At 49.3% G+C, this 19575-nt stretch carries 27 protein-coding genes; 15 read left to right on the top strand and 12 right to left on the bottom strand.

Features of this window, described 5'->3' with window-relative positions:
* From ACR0JI_RS20070 to ACR0JI_RS20055, 4 genes are all read right to left on the bottom strand, one after another.
* A partial coding sequence (locus tag ACR0JI_RS20070) for a hypothetical protein (RefSeq protein WP_480880321.1) occupies nt 1–732 on the bottom strand: 732 nt, incomplete at its 3' end.
* A 397-nt stretch (nt 733–1129) separates the two neighbouring features.
* On the bottom strand, nt 1130–1405 hold the full coding sequence (locus tag ACR0JI_RS20065) for an antitoxin Xre-like helix-turn-helix domain-containing protein (RefSeq protein ID WP_480496246.1): 276 nt from the start codon (nt 1403–1405) through the stop codon (nt 1130–1132).
* Between the two features lie 427 nt (nt 1406–1832).
* Complete coding sequence (locus tag ACR0JI_RS20060) at nt 1833–2396, bottom strand: hypothetical protein (protein ID WP_480496245.1); 564 nt, start codon at nt 2394–2396, stop codon at nt 1833–1835.
* Between the two features lie 15 nt (nt 2397–2411).
* Nucleotides 2412–2741: an H-NS histone family protein gene (locus tag ACR0JI_RS20055; RefSeq protein ID WP_480496243.1), complete on the bottom strand. Its 330-nt coding sequence runs from the start codon at nt 2739–2741 to the stop codon at nt 2412–2414.
* A 248-nt stretch (nt 2742–2989) separates the two neighbouring features.
* Here ACR0JI_RS20055 and ACR0JI_RS20050 point away from each other — a divergent pair, with 248 nt between their 5' ends.
* From ACR0JI_RS20050 to ACR0JI_RS20030, 5 genes are read left to right on the top strand one after another with little or no spacing between them, the layout of a single operon-like run.
* Nucleotides 2990–3496, top strand: coding sequence for a hypothetical protein (locus ACR0JI_RS20050; protein WP_480496241.1), 507 nt, complete (start codon nt 2990–2992; stop codon nt 3494–3496).
* Entirely contained in the window at nt 3493–4401 is a 909-nt protein-coding gene (locus ACR0JI_RS20045) for a hypothetical protein (RefSeq protein ID WP_480496239.1), read from the top strand. The genes ACR0JI_RS20050 and ACR0JI_RS20045 overlap by 4 nt, the downstream gene beginning before the upstream one ends.
* The gene (locus ACR0JI_RS20040; RefSeq protein ID WP_480496237.1) at nt 4401–5168 is read left to right on the top strand and encodes a hypothetical protein; all 768 of its coding nucleotides are present in this window, start codon (nt 4401–4403) and stop codon (nt 5166–5168) included. Before ACR0JI_RS20045 ends, ACR0JI_RS20040 begins: the two co-directional genes overlap by 1 nt.
* A gap of 10 nt (nt 5169–5178) precedes the next feature.
* Nucleotides 5179–5385 carry a hypothetical protein gene (locus ACR0JI_RS20035; protein WP_480496235.1) on the top strand — a complete coding sequence of 69 codons (207 nt, stop codon included), beginning with the start codon at nt 5179–5181 and terminating at the stop codon, nt 5383–5385.
* Nucleotides 5382–5849, top strand: coding sequence for a hypothetical protein (locus ACR0JI_RS20030; RefSeq protein WP_480496233.1), 468 nt, complete (start codon nt 5382–5384; stop codon nt 5847–5849). The genes ACR0JI_RS20035 and ACR0JI_RS20030 overlap by 4 nt, the downstream gene beginning before the upstream one ends.
* A 26-nt stretch (nt 5850–5875) precedes the next feature.
* Here the strand turns inward: ACR0JI_RS20030 and ACR0JI_RS20025 are convergent, their stop codons facing one another.
* A complete protein-coding gene (locus ACR0JI_RS20025; RefSeq protein ID WP_480496231.1) occupies nt 5876–6076 on the bottom strand; it encodes a hypothetical protein in 201 nt (66 codons plus the stop codon).
* Between the two features lie 377 nt (nt 6077–6453).
* Between ACR0JI_RS20025 and ACR0JI_RS20020 the strand changes: the two genes are divergently transcribed.
* Nucleotides 6454–6774, top strand: a complete 321-nt coding sequence (locus ACR0JI_RS20020) for a hypothetical protein (RefSeq protein WP_480496229.1) — start codon at nt 6454–6456, stop codon at nt 6772–6774.
* A 5-nt stretch (nt 6775–6779) separates the two neighbouring features.
* The gene (locus tag ACR0JI_RS20015; protein WP_480496227.1) at nt 6780–6953 is read left to right on the top strand and encodes a hypothetical protein; all 174 of its coding nucleotides are present in this window, start codon (nt 6780–6782) and stop codon (nt 6951–6953) included.
* A 140-nt stretch (nt 6954–7093) separates the two neighbouring features.
* Here the strand turns inward: ACR0JI_RS20015 and ACR0JI_RS20010 are convergent, their stop codons facing one another.
* The gene (locus ACR0JI_RS20010) at nt 7094–8005 is read right to left on the bottom strand and encodes a RepB family plasmid replication initiator protein (RefSeq protein WP_480496225.1); all 912 of its coding nucleotides are present in this window, start codon (nt 8003–8005) and stop codon (nt 7094–7096) included.
* Between the two features lie 389 nt (nt 8006–8394).
* Between ACR0JI_RS20010 and ACR0JI_RS20005 the strand changes: the two genes are divergently transcribed.
* Nucleotides 8395–8955 carry a hypothetical protein gene (locus ACR0JI_RS20005; protein ID WP_480496222.1) on the top strand — a complete coding sequence of 187 codons (561 nt, stop codon included), beginning with the start codon at nt 8395–8397 and terminating at the stop codon, nt 8953–8955.
* A gap of 54 nt (nt 8956–9009) precedes the next feature.
* Here the strand turns inward: ACR0JI_RS20005 and ACR0JI_RS20000 are convergent, their stop codons facing one another.
* Nucleotides 9010–9387, bottom strand: a complete 378-nt coding sequence (locus tag ACR0JI_RS20000) for a hypothetical protein (RefSeq protein ID WP_480496220.1) — start codon at nt 9385–9387, stop codon at nt 9010–9012.
* Entirely contained in the window at nt 9384–10058 is a 675-nt protein-coding gene (locus ACR0JI_RS19995; protein ID WP_480496219.1) for a nucleotide-binding protein, read from the bottom strand. The genes ACR0JI_RS20000 and ACR0JI_RS19995 overlap by 4 nt, the downstream gene beginning before the upstream one ends.
* A gap of 494 nt (nt 10059–10552) precedes the next feature.
* Here ACR0JI_RS19995 and ACR0JI_RS19990 point away from each other — a divergent pair, with 494 nt between their 5' ends.
* Nucleotides 10553–10717, top strand: coding sequence for a hypothetical protein (locus ACR0JI_RS19990; RefSeq protein ID WP_480496217.1), 165 nt, complete (start codon nt 10553–10555; stop codon nt 10715–10717).
* 98 nt (nt 10718–10815) lie between these two features.
* On the opposite strand, the gene ACR0JI_RS19985 is transcribed toward ACR0JI_RS19990, so the two are convergent.
* On the bottom strand, nt 10816–11004 hold the full coding sequence (locus ACR0JI_RS19985) for a helix-turn-helix domain-containing protein (RefSeq protein ID WP_480496215.1): 189 nt from the start codon (nt 11002–11004) through the stop codon (nt 10816–10818).
* A 569-nt stretch (nt 11005–11573) separates the two neighbouring features.
* Between ACR0JI_RS19985 and ACR0JI_RS19980 the strand changes: the two genes are divergently transcribed.
* Together ACR0JI_RS19980 and ACR0JI_RS19975 are read left to right on the top strand one after the other, a co-directional pair.
* Nucleotides 11574–12044, top strand: a complete 471-nt coding sequence (locus ACR0JI_RS19980) for a hypothetical protein (protein WP_480496213.1) — start codon at nt 11574–11576, stop codon at nt 12042–12044.
* A gap of 300 nt (nt 12045–12344) precedes the next feature.
* The gene (locus ACR0JI_RS19975; RefSeq protein WP_480496212.1) at nt 12345–12581 is read left to right on the top strand and encodes a hypothetical protein; all 237 of its coding nucleotides are present in this window, start codon (nt 12345–12347) and stop codon (nt 12579–12581) included.
* On the opposite strand, the gene ACR0JI_RS19970 is transcribed toward ACR0JI_RS19975, so the two are convergent.
* From ACR0JI_RS19970 to ACR0JI_RS19960, 3 genes are all read right to left on the bottom strand, one after another.
* Nucleotides 12575–12790: a Txe/YoeB family addiction module toxin gene (locus tag ACR0JI_RS19970; RefSeq protein WP_480496268.1), complete on the bottom strand. Its 216-nt coding sequence runs from the start codon at nt 12788–12790 to the stop codon at nt 12575–12577. The genes ACR0JI_RS19975 and ACR0JI_RS19970 overlap by 7 nt on opposite strands.
* Nucleotides 12791–12837: 47 nt before the next feature.
* Complete coding sequence (locus ACR0JI_RS19965; protein ID WP_480496210.1) at nt 12838–13089, bottom strand: type II toxin-antitoxin system Phd/YefM family antitoxin; 252 nt, start codon at nt 13087–13089, stop codon at nt 12838–12840.
* A gap of 429 nt (nt 13090–13518) precedes the next feature.
* Entirely contained in the window at nt 13519–13959 is a 441-nt protein-coding gene (locus ACR0JI_RS19960) for a hypothetical protein (RefSeq protein WP_480496208.1), read from the bottom strand.
* Nucleotides 13960–14470: 511 nt separating this feature from the next.
* On the opposite strand from ACR0JI_RS19960, the gene ACR0JI_RS19955 reads away from it, so the two are divergent.
* The 4 genes from ACR0JI_RS19955 (at nt 14471) to ACR0JI_RS19940 (ending at nt 19301) form a co-directional block, all read left to right on the top strand.
* On the top strand, nt 14471–14974 hold the full coding sequence (locus tag ACR0JI_RS19955; protein ID WP_480496207.1) for a hypothetical protein: 504 nt from the start codon (nt 14471–14473) through the stop codon (nt 14972–14974).
* 402 nt (nt 14975–15376) lie between these two features.
* Entirely contained in the window at nt 15377–16390 is a 1014-nt protein-coding gene (locus ACR0JI_RS19950) for a hypothetical protein (RefSeq protein ID WP_480496205.1), read from the top strand.
* A 413-nt stretch (nt 16391–16803) separates the two neighbouring features.
* Nucleotides 16804–18273: a DEAD/DEAH box helicase gene (locus ACR0JI_RS19945; RefSeq protein WP_480496266.1), complete on the top strand. Its 1470-nt coding sequence runs from the start codon at nt 16804–16806 to the stop codon at nt 18271–18273.
* Entirely contained in the window at nt 18270–19301 is a 1032-nt protein-coding gene (locus ACR0JI_RS19940; RefSeq protein ID WP_480496264.1) for a ParB N-terminal domain-containing protein, read from the top strand. Before ACR0JI_RS19945 ends, ACR0JI_RS19940 begins: the two co-directional genes overlap by 4 nt.
* The last annotated feature ends 274 nt before the right edge of the window (nt 19302–19575 follow it).

Raw genomic sequence — 19575 nt, 5'->3', positions numbered from 1 at the left:
GCCGAGATCAATGCCTAACCCACCTCCATCAGCAGTCACGTTGACTACTGTCAAGTCGGTCTCTTTTTGCTCATCGCTTAAATCGAAAAAGGTATCAATTTCCTGCCCCATTAATAGTTCCGCTGAGATGGAGGACTTGGAGAACTGCTGCCCGACCGCGTGATATGAAATATGCGCCTGCTTTGCAGAGGCGATATCTTGAAGGAAGTCGCAACGTCTTGTAAGCCGAAAATACCTGTTGGGCTCTAAATCACGGCTCGATGCCAAAGTTTCACCCTTCCGAAGAACTGTTGGATCGACGTTGGTGTCTACTTGGTTCGCCACTTGGTTACTATCTTCAACAAAAAAGGTGTAACCATAAGCGGGAACGGGTTGCAGTTTTTCTATAGGTATATTTCCTACGGATGCTATCTCAGCAAGTAGTGCCGGGCTGTAAAACAGAACCTGCATATCAACTCTTGCTATCGCATCGGAAGGCACTCCTGTGCACGCGTCGCTCACCGCATTAGAGAATTTTTCCCAATCAACCACGGGCTGTGGTGCAAAGTAAAAATTGTCTTCGTGTGCTTTTACACCAATCAGTGCGTTGTCCAGAAGAGGCACTTGCGCGACGTATTTGTTTGTGGCCGTCAACAAGTAATCGGCAGCATCCACAATTGTCTGAGAAGTAGCGCTACTTCCCCAAGCGAAAGATAGTAAAGCAATTAGATTAAACGATGTAGTTCTATTCATAGTAGCAACATCCCTGGGTTGTCTTGTGACGCTAACAAGGAAATCGATTCGCTCAAAATCGTTCTGAACCCAAATAGTCAGACCAATATTGATCCAATCCGGGTCCTAGACAACGGCTTTGTCCGCTTGTCGGGATTTGCAAAGTCCAGTTTGGAATGTCCGGTTAGGGCTGGGAGCAGTCCTCAGCCACAATTGCGCCTTCGACAACTTTGTCCCGCATCATACCAGTTCATGAGCCCTGCAACGAACGTCGGTTTCTGCGCTTGCATTCGCCCAGTCTGCACAGGTCGTTTTCTCCAACTGGTCAACTGTTTACACGCAATCTGGGTTTGGTTCGATGATTGTATTTACGAGCAATGCGCAGACATGTTCGATCTCGCAAAGAGAGTCGTTGAGCTTACTGCGCAGGGTTACTTTTCAGCTTGGCAGCAGACGAGTATATCTTCTTAATCCCTGAGGGAGCGAAGTGCGCTTTCAGATACAAAATGAAGGCACTTCGCTCCTTTGAGAGTGGCTGATTGCTACTCTTGATCCTGTGATAGGAAGTCTCCGATACACCCATGATGTCGGCCATCTCAATGATGGTGATACTCAGGTCCCGTCTTAGATTCTCAAGATCAGTAGCCTTTAAAGACGGGACTTTTTGTTTGATTATTTTTGATCGCTCGGACATCTCTCAGCACCTCTGGAAGAGGTCATTAGATGGCTGTCAGTTTGCAAGTTTCTACTTCGCCCGCGCCAAGATTAACACCATCTGATATGCGCCACGGCAAGAGGTTGCCACATCGGGCGTGTTGTAAACGCTGATGTATCTCTGATGCTGAGGTGAGAAGAGTTGACCCATGGACCCAGCCTTGTAGCCATTGGACCAGGTCAGCCAAGCTGCGTCGTCGTTTTCAAATAGCCGATTTTGGGCGCTAGCATTCATCTCGTTTGAGATTTCTCTCCAGTCCACTCCATATGCCCAGCAGTAGTGGCCGAGGCCCGCGTAGGATGCCATCATGTGGATAGTATCCGCATCTTTTTTAGATGTTTGGTCGTCTTGAGCGAGGGCGGTGGTTGACAAGCATCCGGCGACGATCATCGCAAATGACAAGGACTTAAAGACCATCGGATGAAACTACCTCTTTGTCCAAATTCAGCTGCTCTTCGATTACCTGCGTGGTCAAGTGTGAATCTGTAAACGTCACCCAAACGCGCTTTATTCCCCGGGCGCATTTAATCGACACCCGTCTTCCATTCAGGTGAAAATGCTTGAAACTGTAGTCGTCAACTCGCGTCCATGCTTTAGGGTACTTCCCAGAAATTACTGCGATAAAGCCCGCTTCGAGTTCTTTGCATTCCTCAACAGTGTCTGCCTGTGCCTCGCCAGTTATCGAATATGGCAGTTTTGAAATCGGCGATAACGCAATTCTGTAGCTATCCAGATTTTTATTCTTCACTGGTGGCTCTATTGCGTACAGAGGAATTTCAACTGTTTGACGCTGGCTTTCGGAGTTGTATCCACTCAAGCGGTATCCAGTTTGATCAAGTATTTTCGGTGCCACGTCGGCAGGCAACAGTTCCCCAAACTCAACTCCAAAAGCGCCCGTGATCTCATTCTCGGCCGCGGCCATACCGACCATCATCAGAAAACTGACGGCCGCAAATATTGTCTTCTTCATAGATATTTTCTGCTCTTAAACCTTCAGGTCATCCAACGTGCCACCACCATCCAGGTGCTCTTTCACCCACGCAGGTTTCATCCCGCGGCCGGCCCAGGTCTGCGACCGGTTGTTTGGGTTACGGTATTTTGGGGGAAGTTTGACTTTCCCGGATTCCGGCAAAGTGCCGAGGATTTCATCCAGGCTGACACCGAGCTCGGCCGCTTGTGCCGCCCATTCTTTTCTCATCTTCTTGGCCAGTTCATTTTGAACTGACGAGCGCGCTTGTTGCGCTGCAATTATGAGATCGTCCAGCTCTTTCAAGGATAGTTTACTTAATTCTTGCTCAGAATAAGGATTAGCCATTTTCCGCCACCATTATTTTTCAAGAATAGTCAAATCACAACAAAAGGGTGACTGCAACCTATAGTTTTAAGTAGGCTTTATAATCCGAGTTATACGCTTGCTGCAAGCCAGAATGGTGTACGAGTGTGCTGATTAACCTTATTTATAAGGTGTAGTATCTATTACTACAGAATTTCAGAGAACAATCAGTTTGCAGTCGGAGTTATTAAATGCCTATAATTACTGACTGTCATAAAAGGTTTTCGACCATGTCAGCCGTTGATTATGAAAATATTCAGGAGTCCGTCGAGTTATGTCTTGGGGAATATCCTCATGGCTGGGCGGGTCATGTGACACGCCTTTTCGAGCACATCAAGACGCGCTGCGATCAGAATGATCTGGAGTACCCGGAGGTCTTTCAGGTCAAGCAAAAACTGGGTGAGTTGAGGATATACCTAGCCAAAAGCAATGACGACCCGACAATCAAGGCCTGGATTGCTGGCGCTATCCAACACGCAAACCATAGCTGCGAACGCTGTGGCAACGCGGCGATCTACCCAGAAATGATCCAGGATTGGTATCTCAATCTATGTTGCTTTTGCGCGCACGACGAAGCTGCCAAATTTTGCAGCAAAGACAAGCGTCGACTTTTCAAAAAGACAGCGGCGCCGGCGCATCTGACCTGCTCCGTTTGCGGATATGTCGGTCAGGTCGACCGGAATGATGAACTCGGCCGATGTCCTGCCTGTGTTTCAAAGAATTGGACGATCAAATGACTGATGATCCTGAAAAATACACGGTTGAAGACCTGTTCGACAGGCCGTTTGTGAACCTGCCAAACGAAGTGCTTCTGCTCGAACTAACTGAGCGGATCCAGAGCGGTGATGTTCGACGGGCCGATATCGAGCCATTGCTGGCTGAATGCATCGAGTATCATGAGCGCGAGATTAGCGTGCTGGATTGGGGTGACATCAGAGCCAGTGTCCTGCTGAATGAGCTCGGGGAGTGGCGCGAGAACGGTTGGGTTGAACAGCTGACGCAAGCTCTGGAGCAGGTGAGGGCTGATGCGTTGCGCATGAATCCTTCCGCCAAACTGCCCATCGTAGTCCAAATCAAGCAGAAGCTAGGTGGGCTGCGTGTTTATGCGACATCAGACAGCACTCCATCTCTGGTTCAAGATATCCAGTCATACGTCAATCGTATCGAAACGACCTGTGAATGCTGCCCAAATACAGCTGACGTACAAGTCATCGGAGGATTTGCCACCACGCTATGTGCCTGGTGCTATAATCGCGAGATCAAAGATCGCTCCCTCAGTGTTGAAAAACTGGATATCGCGAAGCTGTTCCCGGACTTCGCTGGCTTAAATCTTGACTCACTCCTCCCGGATGTCGGGTTTGGTTGGATGTATATGTTGTCTCAGCATTTGAAACTGATCAAATCCGAGATCTCAAAACAGAAACTGGAGCCAGGCACTGTTCAGATCCGCAGTGTCAACGTCGGCCCAGATGGCTTCATCAACATTGACTTCAGTGAGTATCACGATTGCCTGGCTCCCCTCATGGCCAAGCTAAAGCTGGCCAGCAGTTCGACATGCTCACAGTGCGGCCACCGCGGTGACATCGTGCGCAACCAGGACTCTGAGGCCCTCTGTGCTTATTGTTCGAAGGAGGCCTCCTGATGCCGATGGAGTGGGATGACATCGACGGGTATGTCTCACGCAAGCTGAGCTACCATCATGGTTGGAGGGATCAGCTGATCGTCGAATTGGGCAAGGTCTATCGTGCTTTTACCCACGGCCACTATTCGACCGCTGAAGATAGTGATCCAGAGCTGCCTGAGATCATCTTTATCAGACAAAAATGGGGTCTGCTTGACATTACTACGAAGGGCGGCTCCAAGGTCATCTTCAACGACATCCTAAACCGCGCTGATAAGATCTCCGCCACGTGCGAGCATTGCGGAAACACTGCTCAACAGCAGCGCGTTGGCAACTGGATCCAGACGCTCTGCTGCTGGTGCTACAACGCTGAGCTCAAGCGAAAATATGATGGCGCCGAAGTATCGTGGCCGGACATGTTGGAGTTAGATGTCGCCGAGAGATTTCCGGAGGTTGTCGGTGCAGATTGCGCAAGCCTAACGCCAAATGTCGGCACAGGCTGGTACATCATCATCGGCCGATTCCTTGAGGATTTGGTATGTGATCCAGATTTCAAGGCGCTGCCGCCTGGCACTATTTCGATCTCTGGCTTCAGGTCTGACCGGGTCGGGAAGATCGCGCTTGGGGTTTTGCACTACCACGATTGCATCGAGCCGCATGCTGAGAAGCTCGAGTTTTTGAGTACAATTACCTGTCCCAAATGCGGGCATCAGGGCGATGTGGCTCGCAACCGTGACAAAAGCGACATGCTCTGTGGTTACTGCCTAGTGAGGGCTCACCGTGCCTGACACTCCAACAATGCATGATATTCTGATTACTCATCTCGGTGAGCAATTTAGACCGTTTGCAGATGAGATGATCGACTGGGATCCGAGAGCGGTCGTGGATCAACTGTTAGCGAGCGGTGATCCTGGTGATGAATACGGTGGCAAATGTTTAGTCGAGATGGCCAAACAGGGTGACGAGGAAGGGCTGCAAATTGCGCTGTCCTGGTTTAAGAAATGACGCTCAGAATTACAGTGCACGTAGGACCGAATGTCGTCGCGCATGCTCACGCTCAGAACATGAGTAATCTCGCGGATGTGTCAGACTATGAAGTTCGTCTAGTTCAGTTCAGTAACCCAAAACTGGGCATTCCAGACAGCGTCGTTTCAGGCACCATCGAGAAGCACGAGCGGCGCAGCAATGTCTGGAACCTTATTCGCAAGATGGCTGAGCTTGCGACTCCGAAAGATCGAACGAAGGCGAACAGCCGGTCAACAACGAAGATCTCAGGCCTACTTTGGCAGCTACCAAAAGAAATCTCTATTGACCTGTTGATGGAGCTGCGTGACGTCATGTCTGACGCGGACAAGGCTGCATTCGATCAACGTGTAGAACGTCAGTTTGCAACACGCGAGGATCGAGCTAGCGACTGGCACGATGAGAATGCTGGCACCCTGGAAGCTCGGCGCAAGAATACGGACTAATTTAACATAAGAAAGCTTATAACCCGCTAACGGGTGCGTTCGGATTCAGCCTCAATCAGGTCTGCAAAAGTGTAAAGTGCCCGAACCTGCTCATCATTGTCCGGCAGCTTTGGGAACTCGACTCTGAGGCGGCCATACTTGTCTTTTATCGAAGCGTGAGCACCAGCAGCCGCGGCCATCGTTTCCATCGCCTCAGTCAGCTCATCCCAAGTCGGCGTGTCACTCATTAAGGGCTCTCCAGTTAAGCGTGGGTGAAATCACGAAAGTCGGCAAAATGTGGGTGAAAACACGATATTGAGTGGGTGTGTGCAGAGTCACGAAGAATGACTACTTTTCTTCCGGCTATATGTGCTGTCATCAAGAAGACTCCAATCAACCGTTCTCATAAACTCATCCACCGCGGCCGGATCCACCACCCGCTCTTTACCCGAAGTTCGCACGACATGCCGAATATAGATGATCGCTGCCACGGCGAGCACGGAGCTTACAATCAGGCTGGTTGTTTCAGGTTCCATCCGGTGAGCATAGCACAACGACAGCCAAATTTTTGTCAGATTTTGAGTGCAACTAGCGAATGAATCGAGCTTTCAAAAGGACACTAGATTTGAAAAACTTCATTGCTTCTGCGGCCGCCCTACTCATGACAACCGCGACCGCAAGTGCTGAGATCTGCTACTTGGAAATTAACGGCGTCATCGAGATGCAGGGTCCTTGCGTTTTTGATCCGATGGAAGGCGGCGATTTCTTCGTTGCAGACATCGATGATCGTTCCGCATTCGTCTACTTCTTTATTGATGACGATGGCAACGGCGGTGCGATGTGGAGTGCTCACGAAAGCAAGGCCAACCAAAATCTGGGAACTCTCAACCGTGATGGTGCCTGCTGGAAGAATGACGAAGCCACACTGTGCGCTTGGGAGTCCTAAGCGGGATGCACTGGTTCATTCTAGTGACGACGACCATTGCCGTTTGCACGGTCGAGATCATCCTCTTTCATTGGATCATGGGTCGTGACGCGGGCGGGTTCGCACTTTACCTGATGGGTGCCATCGCCTTCTTCAGCGGCGTAGTTGCCATGGGTCTCTACCTGGAGCGGGGCGAGTAGCGCCCTGCTCTATCCTTGATAAAGGTGAAGAAATTGGGGAAATCTCACAAGTGAAGAAATTGGGGTTATTCTTGTTAATTCATGGATTCGAATAGCTTGCTTCCGACTCTTCGAGTCAAATATGAAAGAATTGGGAGCATCTATCCTTCGATAATGTCGTCCAACTGTGAGGAAATTGGGGAACTATCCTTGGGTTTGGGTAGTTCTCGTTTCGCCTTTCGACGTGCATCAGAAATACCTGGAACCGGTTTCACATGCTCCACTCTGCCCTCGATCCGCGCACGTCGGCCGGTCTTGTGACGCTGCAATTCAGCGTAGGCTTCGCGCCTCTGATCCTCATTTTTTTGGTGCCAGTGAACATGCACATGGGTCACCTTTTTGCCGGATTTAACCGGAACAATGCTGATATTGAAGTCGGCTAGCGCGTTGATTTCATCCACGGATTTCTTGATAATGTGCTTATTGAGGCCGCCAAAAGCTGTGTACTTGCCATCCTCAATAGAGATCACCCTGCGGAATTCCTCAAGTGTGAATTCAACGCTGCTTTTGTAATCCAGATTCACCAGCTGGCTGATGTGCTCATAGAGTGAAATCGAATATTTGCTGCCCAGGTGCATCAAGACCGGGATCTCGATCCGACCCCAGACCCAGGACTCCTTCAGGATGTCGAAAATCTTGTTTGGAAACTCGTAAGTCACCATACCGTTTGACTTGCTCGCATTCGAATATCGAACGGATCCAAGCAGCTGGTGGTCTTCTATGAAATCACCGTCCTTGTCCTGGATCGAGAGGATCGGCTGCTGGAGTGTTTTGATGGCCGTGCGGACGTGCTCGTTGCCGTTATGAGTGTCCGTCCGAAGATCAGCCAGGGGAATCGTATACTGCTTCCCCTTCTCCAATTTTTGCTTGTGAGCATTGTGCCATAGGATCGTCACAGCACGCCTCTCGTAGAGGCTAAGTGCTTTTGCCGCCTGCATTTTAATGAGCTCTGCGGGTTTCAGAGCTTCATCTTGATTGGGCGTCAGGTTGATGACTAACTGCTTACTGCTCATTGTGAAATGAGGTTACACTGAGTCGTTCTAAAAGTGAAAGAGAAACCTTGGTTTTCACAGAACCCCCAATTTCTTCACAGTTGGCCAGCCTGTGGATAACTCGATTTCAGGCTCCCAATTTCTTCACCATTGCTCCCAATTCTTTCACAATAACTCCCAATTTTCTCACAGAAACGCCCAATTCCTTCACCGGAGTCCCCAATTGTTTCACTTTAAAACAGGTAACGCGTTGTAAAAAAAAGACGAATCTGGCCTGAATATTGAATCTTAGAATCTTGAATCAGAAGAAGGGGTGATCAGGTTCAATCTAAGCCAGCACTCCATCCCCCAATTTCTTCACTTTTGGCTTCGGTATCGACATGCTAAGAACAATATGAGAACATCCATTCATGACACAATGGCCAGCCAGAATCCCATACGATCTAAAAGTGAAATTCGAGGAGCTTGCAGAGCGCCGCTACTCTGAGTCCGATCAAGATCGATGGGCTGCGATCAAGGAATGGCTGGAGAAACACAATGTGCAAGCGCCTGACCAGTTGCTTAGAGAACCTGAAATTGCAAACAGCTATGATTGGCTGGATGGCATCGAGCGGCCGGCGGCTCCGCGGCCTTTTGCCAGATCTCCAGAGCACTTGGAGCTTCAAGAACGGAAGATGCTCACAAAGACGATTCAGGAAATCGTTCGAAGCGAAAAAGGTCTTGAGCACGCACTTGATTTTGTGAAGCGCAACTTTGAGCATCTCGATAGAGAAGATTTCGTCTCGGTTTACTTCATTCTGAGACGATCTTTGATCAATTTGACTGACGTCAACAGTGTCGTGTTTGGTCTTACGGCAGACGAAGTTGCTGACTGGAACAACAATCAGAAATCAGATTTTGTAGCCATGAGCGCGGACGAGTGGGACAAATTGAGGCCTCTTGTTCCCGACCAGCTTGTCGCCAAAAAATGAAAACGCCCAGCACTTGGCCAGGCGTCTTTCAGTGAAGGTATAAGGCCCCCTGCCCTATCTGCTGCGCTCGATGAGCTCCAAAAGGATATCCATCGGCTCCGCATTGCGGCCTCCAATTTCGAGCTCAAGCAACTTGTCTTCGAGATCCAGAAGACCTGCGATCTTGTCGTAGTATGAAAGCCGTGCTCGGCCGATCTGACAGCTACCCTTGAACCGTTCAATGATCTCATGCGGGCCACGGATAGATACCTGAGCTTCTAGCGAGACCTTTGGCTTGTTTTGGGGCTCTACAGGGGCCACAGGCGCCGACACAGGGCTCCTGGACGGCCATTGCTCCACTAAGGCCCCCTGCCCTTCCGTTTCAACCACTCGTGGCTTCGTTTTGGCTGGGCCCTTCAGGGCTCCAAAATCGAGATCGTTGCGCTCGTTCATGCCACGGCCTCCTGCTGCGCCTGCCGGAAGGTAGCGATGATTTCCTTTGCGATCTCCCGGGCATTTTCCTTCGCCTTGTCAACGCCGCTCACATCACTTGGCAGGCTATCCAGGTTGCCACCGCTATTGTGAATACTGGAATACGCCGTGCGGGTCTTCAGCTCAGTCTCGAAGCAGTCGACGTTTTCCCGCATCTGGGCATTCAGTTTTTTCTCCAAACGCGATTTCACGGCCGCTTTCGTGCGCGCAAACAAAACCTTGGCTGGGATGTCGCGCCTCGAGGCGCGGCTATCCATTTTGATCTGTTTCAGCGTCAGGATCGCGTCCTCAACGTCCTGCTGCTCGTCGCCTGTCGGCACTATCACGAGATCAGACATCGAAAACACGTAGCTGTTCAATTTCGATGCTACGCCTTCCAAGTCGACCAGAACTACGTCCGATTTCTCCTGCTCAGCCTCAATCACGTCCATGATCTTGTTTTCGTCAGCACACTTAATCACCGAAATGCTTTCAGGATACGGGCCTTTGTCAGCCCAGCGCTTGACCCGATGTGCGGGATCCGCGTCGATGATGCTAACTTTTAGTTGGTCTGCGAACGTCGTGCCCAACACGATGCACGCGGTAGTCTTGCCGGCGCCGCCCTTTGACGTCGCAAACGAAATAACGGACATTTTTATGTCTCCTGTTTTCCTGCCTCTATCTAGATTTATGCAGAGAAATCTTAGGTTAGCTAGATGAGTATAGGGTTAGAGATATCTTACTGTTGCTAGACAACCATACATCTAGCTACATCTATACTTGTCAGGCTAAGTCTAGACTTAACTGCATGACCACTAAATTGCTGAACAAACACAACTGTCAATGGGTCTACATGATTATTTATCTATCTAGGTCTAGATACATCTAGAGGAAGCTAGACTTCACTTACCAAGTCAACCAACCTGTAAAACGCACTGAAAACACCTTATAATTTATGGATGGAAGACAGAATCTCGAAAATACTGCACCTTCTCGAGAAGGACATCGAAGCCGGTAATTTGGTTGAAAGACTTCCAGATTCCGTCGAGCGGGCAATGGAAGAGGCCCGCGCACACTGGACAAAAGTAGACGTAAACGAGGTCATCGAAGGCGACGTCGACATTGGATCGTTAGAAGAGGGTGAAGAGTGGATCAGACGCAATATGCTAAAGAGCAGGTACGTCCAATGATCCGCTTTTGGAATTTTTTATTGGGCACCATTCGTAATCGTCGGGAACAAGACGATAGCTTCCCGAAATCTTTTGAGAACGCCCGCGGTCGCGTACCGCCTGATCTCGATCTGGGCGCCTGATTTCATGAGAGGGCAGGGGTGTCAATCGATCTCCAAATTTTCACCGTGCAGCCCATTTCCTCATCGTTGAAGGGCTCTGGTGGTTCGATCAACGAGACCTAGGTTACCAACTCATTGGGGTCCGCCACAAGCTGCAATCCGAGACCGTTGAGCAGTTTCACGACCGTAGACAGCTTGGGGTCTCCCTTTCCTGATTCAGCGTCGACGATGGTAAAGCGACTCAAAGCGAACATGTTGGCAAGCTCGCCCTGCGTGGTGCGATTTTCTTTCCGCCGTGCCTTTATCACTGCGGCCAGATCTTTTGAGTTTGCGATATGTGTAGGTTTCTGGCCTCAGGCCAGCGCTTCATGATGTAATCGACATGAAAAGGTCCTCCTAGTGTGAGCCGGGAGGACTAAGCATTTGATAGCCAACCCATTAAAGCTAGCGTTCAGGAATTTGGCCACAAGGTTTTCCGCGAAATAACTTTAGAGCCTCCCAATAGTCAAAATGACTATTCATTGTTTTAAAACGGCTTTTAGAAGTGTCAACATTTAAAGCGTGGCATACTAGCGCCAGTATGGTTTTAACCTTCATTTTTATTCTAAGTAGATTGCTTTTCCTTGGAGTTTTCAAGGATAGATGGCGAAACCAAGAATAGGTGAGCAATCATGTCAAAACACATCGAGCAAGCCGTCGATCATATGATGGATTCCTGGAAAGGGCAGGGGCCCGGCGCATCCCGGTGAGCCGGCTGGAGGACTACGCCGCGGCGATCAAAGTGAAGCCGGGCGATCTGGCTTGGAAAGCTATCAAAGCCTTCGACATGGAGCTCTTCAAAGCTCTGATGATGAAAACATAAACAGGAGCAGCAGGTATGAGCGAAGTACAACGACAATACGAAGAAGCCACTCTCAGGATGGAGCGGGCCTGGGAACTGTTTAATGTGGAAGAGTCACTCCATGATCGCCTCCTGACGCGTTGGGATGCGAACCTGAAAGCGACGCCTCCGCTGTTGTCGAACAGCTTTGTCCTAGTTCTTCATCGGCTCGATGATGACATTCAGGAGGCCTGTTACTCTGTCGCGCACGAGGTGCTGAAATTTGTGATTAGCAGTCCAATGACGAACTTGCGTGTGAACGTTGCGCCGGCCGAGGATAACCTGTTCGCGTTTGAAGTCACGGTTTTCAGCGATGCCCGGGTCGACACAAAGCTGAACGCACATCCTTATCTGCCTGACGCCTGGGTGTGGTCGGACACCTCGGACATCGAAGCAACAGCTCGCAAGCTGGAACATCAAATCGTCGACATTCTCGATCCTGATCCAGTATTCGAACCTCGTTTTTGAGATCTCGCTATGTGGGGTAGGGGAGCGGGGTCATTAAGTTCGAACATGTTGGGTCTCTGCTCCCCTTATGTCTACTAACCTGTTGTTTTTAGGTGACTCTAAGTTTTTTCCTAGAGTTTGCAAAAGAACGCGGACTGGATTCAATAGGGGTTTTTTAGTCCTTTCCGGAAAGATTTAGCGATTCCGTTTAAAAGGTTAAATCTTGCGGAGGGTGAGTCCGCGCGATCCCTATAGTCGCCACGGACGGCCAGCGTATTCGAGGGGGTATGCTGGCCAATTTTCAGTGGATATTATCGATCCATGTCGGATGAATCAGCAGATCACGAAGCCCTCCTGAAAGCGCTCCTGGAGAAGCGCCGCAGTGGGAAGTTCTTGAACTCTGATGAGGCCAGAAAGTCGACCGAGGATCTGCTCGAGCGAAAGCGCATGCAGTACGGTGTCATCGACGCGTTGATCGATGGCGAAAACAGCGGCGTCAGTAACCGCAGTCCAGAAGAAATCCGCGCCGCGGTAAAACGAGACCTGAGTGATCAGTAGTGGAATCGTAGCTGTGCGAGCTCCAGGGCCTGGGCATCCCCCTTGCCAGAAACTCTGTAGACCATTCGATCTTCCTTGGTGATCCGACGAGACCACCACCCGCTGAGGTCGCCCTTCAAAGGCTCAGGCTTACCAACGCCTTGGAATGGCGTTCGCATTGTCTGCTTAATCATTTCATTGATACGCTGATGAATCTTAGGATCAGCCACCTGCCAGTGAAGATAGTCTTCCCAGGCTTGGTCCGAGAAAACTAACTTCACTCGATGAGATCTCGCTCTTCACCAGTTCCAGCATCCAGCTGAGCGATAGATGCACGCAGGCGCGACGCGTTATTAGGCGTCGACAAAAGGTGCATGGTTTCTTGGATTGAATTCCAAGTGTCCAAGGATACCATGACCACGGATTCGCGGTTTTTGCGTGTAACAACGATCTCTTCAGCATCACGGATCACACGATCCATAACGCCCTTCAGCTCTTTCCGAGCATCGGTGTAGGTCAGAACATCCATAATTTTGCTTCCCTCTCAGTTGTACAATATATCGTACAGCAAATGTGCCTTGTCAAGGCAGCGGCAAATCTACAGGCCTCAGATCACGCTTTCCTTACAATGGTAAGTCAATAACTACAGTGAGTTAAGTGACCATACTGCGGTGCGAAAACAGTAACGAACCATTCTGTGTTAAGTGGCCAATTCAAGCGGTTTGTAAGATTTGTAATGCCATTACTACATACAGTTCATTACAGCTAAGTACCCCAGTTCTACACATTTTCATGTCATAAGAGGGTACTTAACCCCCATATTCAGGGCGCCTGGGCAGAAAAACGTATCGTTTCGACTAGGCGTTTCGATGTGGAGCCTGGAGCCTTGCTATTAGGACGTCTAAGCAGGGTCGGGAACTCCCTATCCCCTCTTTTTCGCAAGCGGGGCAATTGCCGGTCACTCAGCTGCCGCTTGTAAGTGTTCAGCAGTCTTTTTTCTCACTTCGGCCAGTGTCGCTCTCAATCGGTTAAGCTCGGAATGCTGTTCAGTTAGTTCCGGTGCATATCGCGCGATTAGATACTCCCTCTTTTCGGTCATTGAAACGAGGTGGCTGGCTGTCTTTTTCCTTAGTTTGAGCGTAGTAACAAACGCGGTGTCGGCTAAATTGTGCAGTCGGCCGCGAATCTGACAAGGCTCAGCTCCGCTTTGTCTAAGGAAGGCATTTAAGAAAAGCTCAATTGCATGAATCGAACAGAGTCTTGCAGGTGCGTAGCTTAATGGTTGCCCTTTCTTAGCAATGTCAAAAAGCGTTTCAGCAGCATCGCTGTAGGAAAATGCCAAATCCAATATCTGCGATATGTCAGCATGTGTTCCTGGATAAGGTTTTTCGGTCGACAAACGAGTGATCCTTGTTTTTGCACCTATGCGCCTTCGCCGTGCCGGCAAATCTTGAGTCTGAGAACGGTAATTGCCTGCGATGGTACATCTTCAGGTTCCAGAAAACCCTCGCTTACGATCCAGTGAGAGCGCTCTGGCTCAGGGCAATTAACTTCAAGAATCCCAAAGAAGTCACCGCGCTTTCCCTCTCCTCGGATGAAGACCTCCCGGGTTCTCTCGTCAGGATACGAGCTATCTGCGGGTGTCGCACTCCAACTTTGGGAGTAGGGTGGAGGGAGGTCATCGGTGTCTTCGTAAAGAAAAATTGTCTCGGCCATGCTTGTGGACCCAATTGCCCCAATGACCGACGCTAAAACTAACTTCTTCATTGTGTTCAGTTTGCCTGTATAGCTCTTGATGTAGGCAAATTTCTTCAAGAGTAAGGCGGCGTCAAGGATCACTTTTGAGTTGAAGCGCCTTCACTCGCCTTTATTAAAAGCGGAGTGGTTAAAAATTCCAAGAAGGACACAAAATGAAGAAATTTCTCGCATCCACTGGAGCGATGGCATTGGTCGTGTCGAATGCGATGGCGATGGATGCTGAAAGAGAGGCTATTGTAAACGAGAAAGTGGGCAGTTTTGTTAACGCTGTCGGCTGCGTGGACCCAGAAGCCGCACAATCTTTGATCACGGAACTCGGGACAGACGAACTTGGTGTTACCACATATATCGCATTCCCGATTGTCGACATCGGTTGTGCAGGTGGAACTGGAACAGCCGCTTTCACTCCGGTCGTTGTGCGTGTTCCTGAATATCGGCCATTTGCAGCCCATGTCGACATGTGGGCAACGGCGGAAATTGACTTTGTAGGTATGCCTGCGCGCGGACTGACATCAGTAGAAGCGCTCGCGCCCAACCGAATTCACATCGTCGGAAAAGACTTCGCTGACGGTGATCCAAACTGTTGCCCGTCGAAATTGGTTGACCGCGTCTACCGTTGGGAACGTGGTGGATTTTGGCTGCCGGAAATTGATTGAATAGCTTCCAGATTCAGCCGGCATTCTCGACCGGCTGACCTGATTTCTTTCTCCCATGATATGAACTGCTTTTTGGTCTCAATGCCGGTCGGAGCGAGCTCGTCAGAACACCTCATTAGGTGATCGGGAAGAACTAGGTTTGGCTGCTTTGGTCGCTAACCGCCCAATTTCGACAATCCTTGTCTCTAGTTATGGTAAGCGCTTATTTTCCCTTCCTGTTCATTGATCCAAGTCGGGGCCACCAAAGGAAAGCTAATTCCGATCTTTCGTTTTTGATTTATGCCAAAGACAAGGGCACTCAAGCTCGGAAAATTCAAGTCAAGAACACACGTTGCCGACTTGAATCTCCGGACCATGGTTAGGTAACCTTAGCTATCGGAATACTATATATTGAGCAGAACTATGATTCCATCAGGCCAACTTACCAGTGTGCCCGTCACGGAAATCGAACTTGACCGTGAGAATCCTCGGATTCGCAAATTTCTAGAAATGTACGGTGATGACGTCACGCCGGCGCAAATTCATCTAGCGCTTGGGGCAGGAGGCGATGACACAGGAGCGGGTGGGGGGACGACTTTCTCAAAGCTAAGAAACTCTATTCTGACCAACGGTGGCGTGATTCAACCGGTCTTGATCAACCGTTCGTCTGAAGGCCGCCTAGTTTGCATAGAAGGCAACACGCGAGTTGCTTTGTACCAGGAATTCTTGAGTGAAGGGATGCCGGGGAATTGGACGCACATACCGGCGCTGGTCCATGACAACTTAGATGAAGCATCCGCTGATGCCGTTAGGCTTCAGGTTCATCTGGTGGGTCCAAGGCCGTGGGATCCTTATTCCAAAGCCAAATACCTTCATCACCTTCGGCATCGAGAACACTTGCCTTTCTCGGAGATAATAGACTTCTGTGGGGGGAATGAAACCGACCTCAACAGAAGCATATCGGCTTATGTTGATATGGAAAATTACTACAGAGACGTTGTTCCAGAGGATGGGAAGTTCGATACGACGCGTTTCAGTGGTTTTGTCGAGTTGCAGAAGCCAGGCATCAAAGAAGCCATTTTGGCTGCCGACTACGACCTCACGGATTTTGCGAGGTGGATACACCAGGGAAAGCTTTTCCCACTGAACACAGTTCGCCGGCTTCCGAGTATACTTAAGAATAAACAGGCTAGAGAGGCATTCATACGACATGATGCTAAACGTGCTATAGCTCATCTCGAAACGCCCGACAGCCACAAAGCGCTCGAAAACGCGACACTACAGCAGTTGTGCCAAGCCTTGACAAACACACTCCAGGCATTCCCGTTCCCAGAAGCCAAGCGTCTTAAAGAAAACCAAACTGATGATGCGGCACTCGCACTGTTTGAGGCGAGAGATGAGATTGCAAGTCTCATAAAGTTCTTAGAAGAAGAGTGAATGCCGGAGTCCCACGAGCACATCGCCGCTGTAGAGCGAGTTGTGGAGTTCATTCAGTCGGAGTATGCGATGGTCAGCACGCTCAGTCTATCTACTGATCTACCTGGCTATACCTCGCCCGGCCGACCTCCAAAACTTGGGGGGTTTGTGCCAGACGTTTTTTGTTCGGATACCCCGACAACGATGACAATTATCGGAGAAGCCAAAACTTCCAGTGATCTGCAAACTCACAGATCGCTGCGGCAACTAACTGCGTTTTATGAGCACCTTAGGCACACACCGAATGGTCACCTGGTTGTTGGAGTGCCTTGGACTGAAGAAGCGTTTACCCTCAATTTTTTGAACAGTCTTAGGCTGAATGACCCAAACAAATCGGCAAAGGCCTCAATCGTAACTGAAATGAGGGTTTTGCAATGCTTCTGACACAGAAACCGGCCAATCTTCAAGCGCGCCACGAAGGTTATGAATACCAGCTACAAGCGGTCAATTCATTGAAAGACTTGCCCTATGGTGCTGTGTTTCACGAACAAGGGTTGGGTAAAACCAAAATCGGTATCGACCTCGCGTTGCACTGGCTCAGAGTTGGGGTCTGCGATTCTGTAATCATCGTGACTAAGCGAGGACTGCTAAAAAATTGGGAGGAAGAGTTTGAATCCCATACCTTCACATCGCCCAGATTACTAACACAGGACCGGAAGAGTAACTTCTTTGCTTTCAATAGCCCCGCGACAGTATATTTGACGCACTATGAGGTACTGCGCTCAGAACAAAAGCGTATGCGCCTGTTTCTAAAAACACGAAAAGTTGGGATTGTTCTAGACGAGTCTCATTATTTTAAGAATCCAGAATCCACTATCGGGCAAGCTCTTTTTTCCTTATCCGACCTGTTTGAAAAAAAGATCATTATGACTGGTACGCCTGTAGCAAACCGGCCATACGATATTTGGGCGCAAATCTACTTCCTAGATGGGGGCGCTTCGCTTGGTGACGACTTTGCATCGTTCAAAAGTCAAAATGATCTTAAGAGTGACTTCGCCAAAGATCCTCAGAAAGCTAAGGATTTTGAAAAATCAATTTCGAGGATTTTCGAGAAGATATCCGAGTTTTCGGTTCGCGATACAAAGTCAAGTTCCGGCATTAATCTGCCCGGCAAGACAATCGTATCTCAGAAAACAGCCATGGCCCCTAGGCAACGCGAAATCTATAAATCATATCGAGATGAAATTGGTGCAATTGTTGTCAAAGAGGGAAAGCCGTTACTGGATGATGTAGAAAACGTCCTAAAGCGTCTACTGAGGCTAGTACAAGTTGCGTCCAATCCAGGCCTCGTCGATGAGACTTACAATGAGGAACCGGGAAAGCTTGCGGTTCTCCGTGAAATACTCTTGGAGTTCGTTCCAGCTGGAAAAAAAGTCATCGTTTGGACAAACTTCGTAGAAAATGTTTCTTGGCTCCGAAATCAGTTGAGTACATTTGACCCGGCGACGATTTCGGGGCGAATGTCTATCGAGGAGCGCGCGCGCGCTGTACGTAAGTTCAAAGAAGACCCAAGCTGTGGAGTGTTAATAGCGACACCAGCTTCGGCGAAGGAAGGTCTCACATTAACAGTTGCCAATTGTGCAGTGTTTTTTGATCGATCATTCAGTTTGGATGACTACCTTCAAGCTCAAGACAGAATTCACCGTATATCTCAAAAGGATGAGTGTTTTGTCTACAATCTAGTCGCAAGTGAATCCGTCGACGAGTGGGTGGGTGAACTATTACTTGCGAAGCAACTCTCAGCCAGCTTGGCTCAGGGAGATATTAGCGCCGAAACGTACCAAGAGGCGGCGACCTATGCGTTCGGCGAACTTATTGAAAAGATTCTTGGAGTAGAAGCTTGACGTCACATCAGCCCAAGCCACCAGTAGCATTGAGTAAAGTTACTACTGCCGTTGCGGATGAACTGGTAATTCGAGGAAAGCGGATTCCGGTCAAAATCTGCCACCTCGAACACAAGCGGTTGCAATTCTATCCTGAAAACCCTCGAATTTTTTCGATTGTTGGAGCTGGTGAGAAGCTGCCCTCCCAAGAAGATATCGAGGAACGCCTTCTGGGGATGGAGCATGTCAAAGATCTTGTTCAGGACATAAAGCGAAATGATGGGCTCATGGACCCTGTCATTGTCAAAGACGGGTCTTTAGAGGTCCTTGAGGGCAACAGCCGGCTCGCAGCCTATAGGGCTCTTTCGAAGAATGATCCCATTAAATGGGGCTACATCAAGTGTGTGTTGCTTCCTCACGATTTGAGCGAGGATTCAGTATTCGCGCTCCTCGGACAATACCATGTCAAAGGTAAGAAGGACTGGGCGCCCTTCGAGCAAGCTGGTTTTCTCTATCGTCGACATAAAAATCAAGGCGTCGAAATCTCCGTCCTAGCCAAAGAGATTGGAATAGGGCGCGGAGCGGTTCGTCAGTTGGTCGATACTTATCAGTTCATGGTAGATCACAATCAGACCGAACTCAGCCGTTGGTCTTACTTCTACGAGTACCTGAAATCAAATAAAATCAAGAAAGCTAGAGAGGCTCATGAAGACTTTGACGAATTGATCGTAAACAAGGTCAATTCGGGTGAGATTGCAAAAGCTACTGACATTAGAGACAAGCTTCCTATTGTGTCGACGGCCTCGGAAAAAGTGCTGAAGAAATTCGCAAAGGGTGAAGTTGATTTCGAAGAGGCATATGAACGTGCTGTTGATGCAGGTGGAGACAATGCTAGCCTGCGAAAACTGTCCCAGTTCAGGAAGTGGCTGAGCCGAAAAGAAGTTCAAGCGGAGATGCTAGAACTCGAAGGCCAGGCTGGCGACAGGGCTCGATATGAAGTCAAGCGTCTTGCGGCTCTGTCACGCTCGATATCCAGTAAGCTAGAATAGAGCTCGTGAGATACAAACTTCATCAAGCAGAACAGCGTCGCTAGTTATTTGCAAATAATGATCCTGTCGTTCCATGGCGCAAAAGTACTGTGAGCGGATCGGGCTGCCAGATGGAATCTGTATTTAGTGCCTGCCTTCTGTTGCTATGCTCTATATAGTGTTGCTATGATTGAGATTCGAATACTCAGGCGAGGTTTCAGGAGCTGCTAAAGGCCATTGAAGAATTCTAACCACGTCTGGATCGACAAACCCACCTCATATAGGTAGGGTGGCA

The organism is Ruegeria sp. N10 (assembly GCF_056531545.1).
Note: the sequence above shows the minus strand (reverse complement) of the source record. Positions and strands in the feature narration are given on the sequence as shown.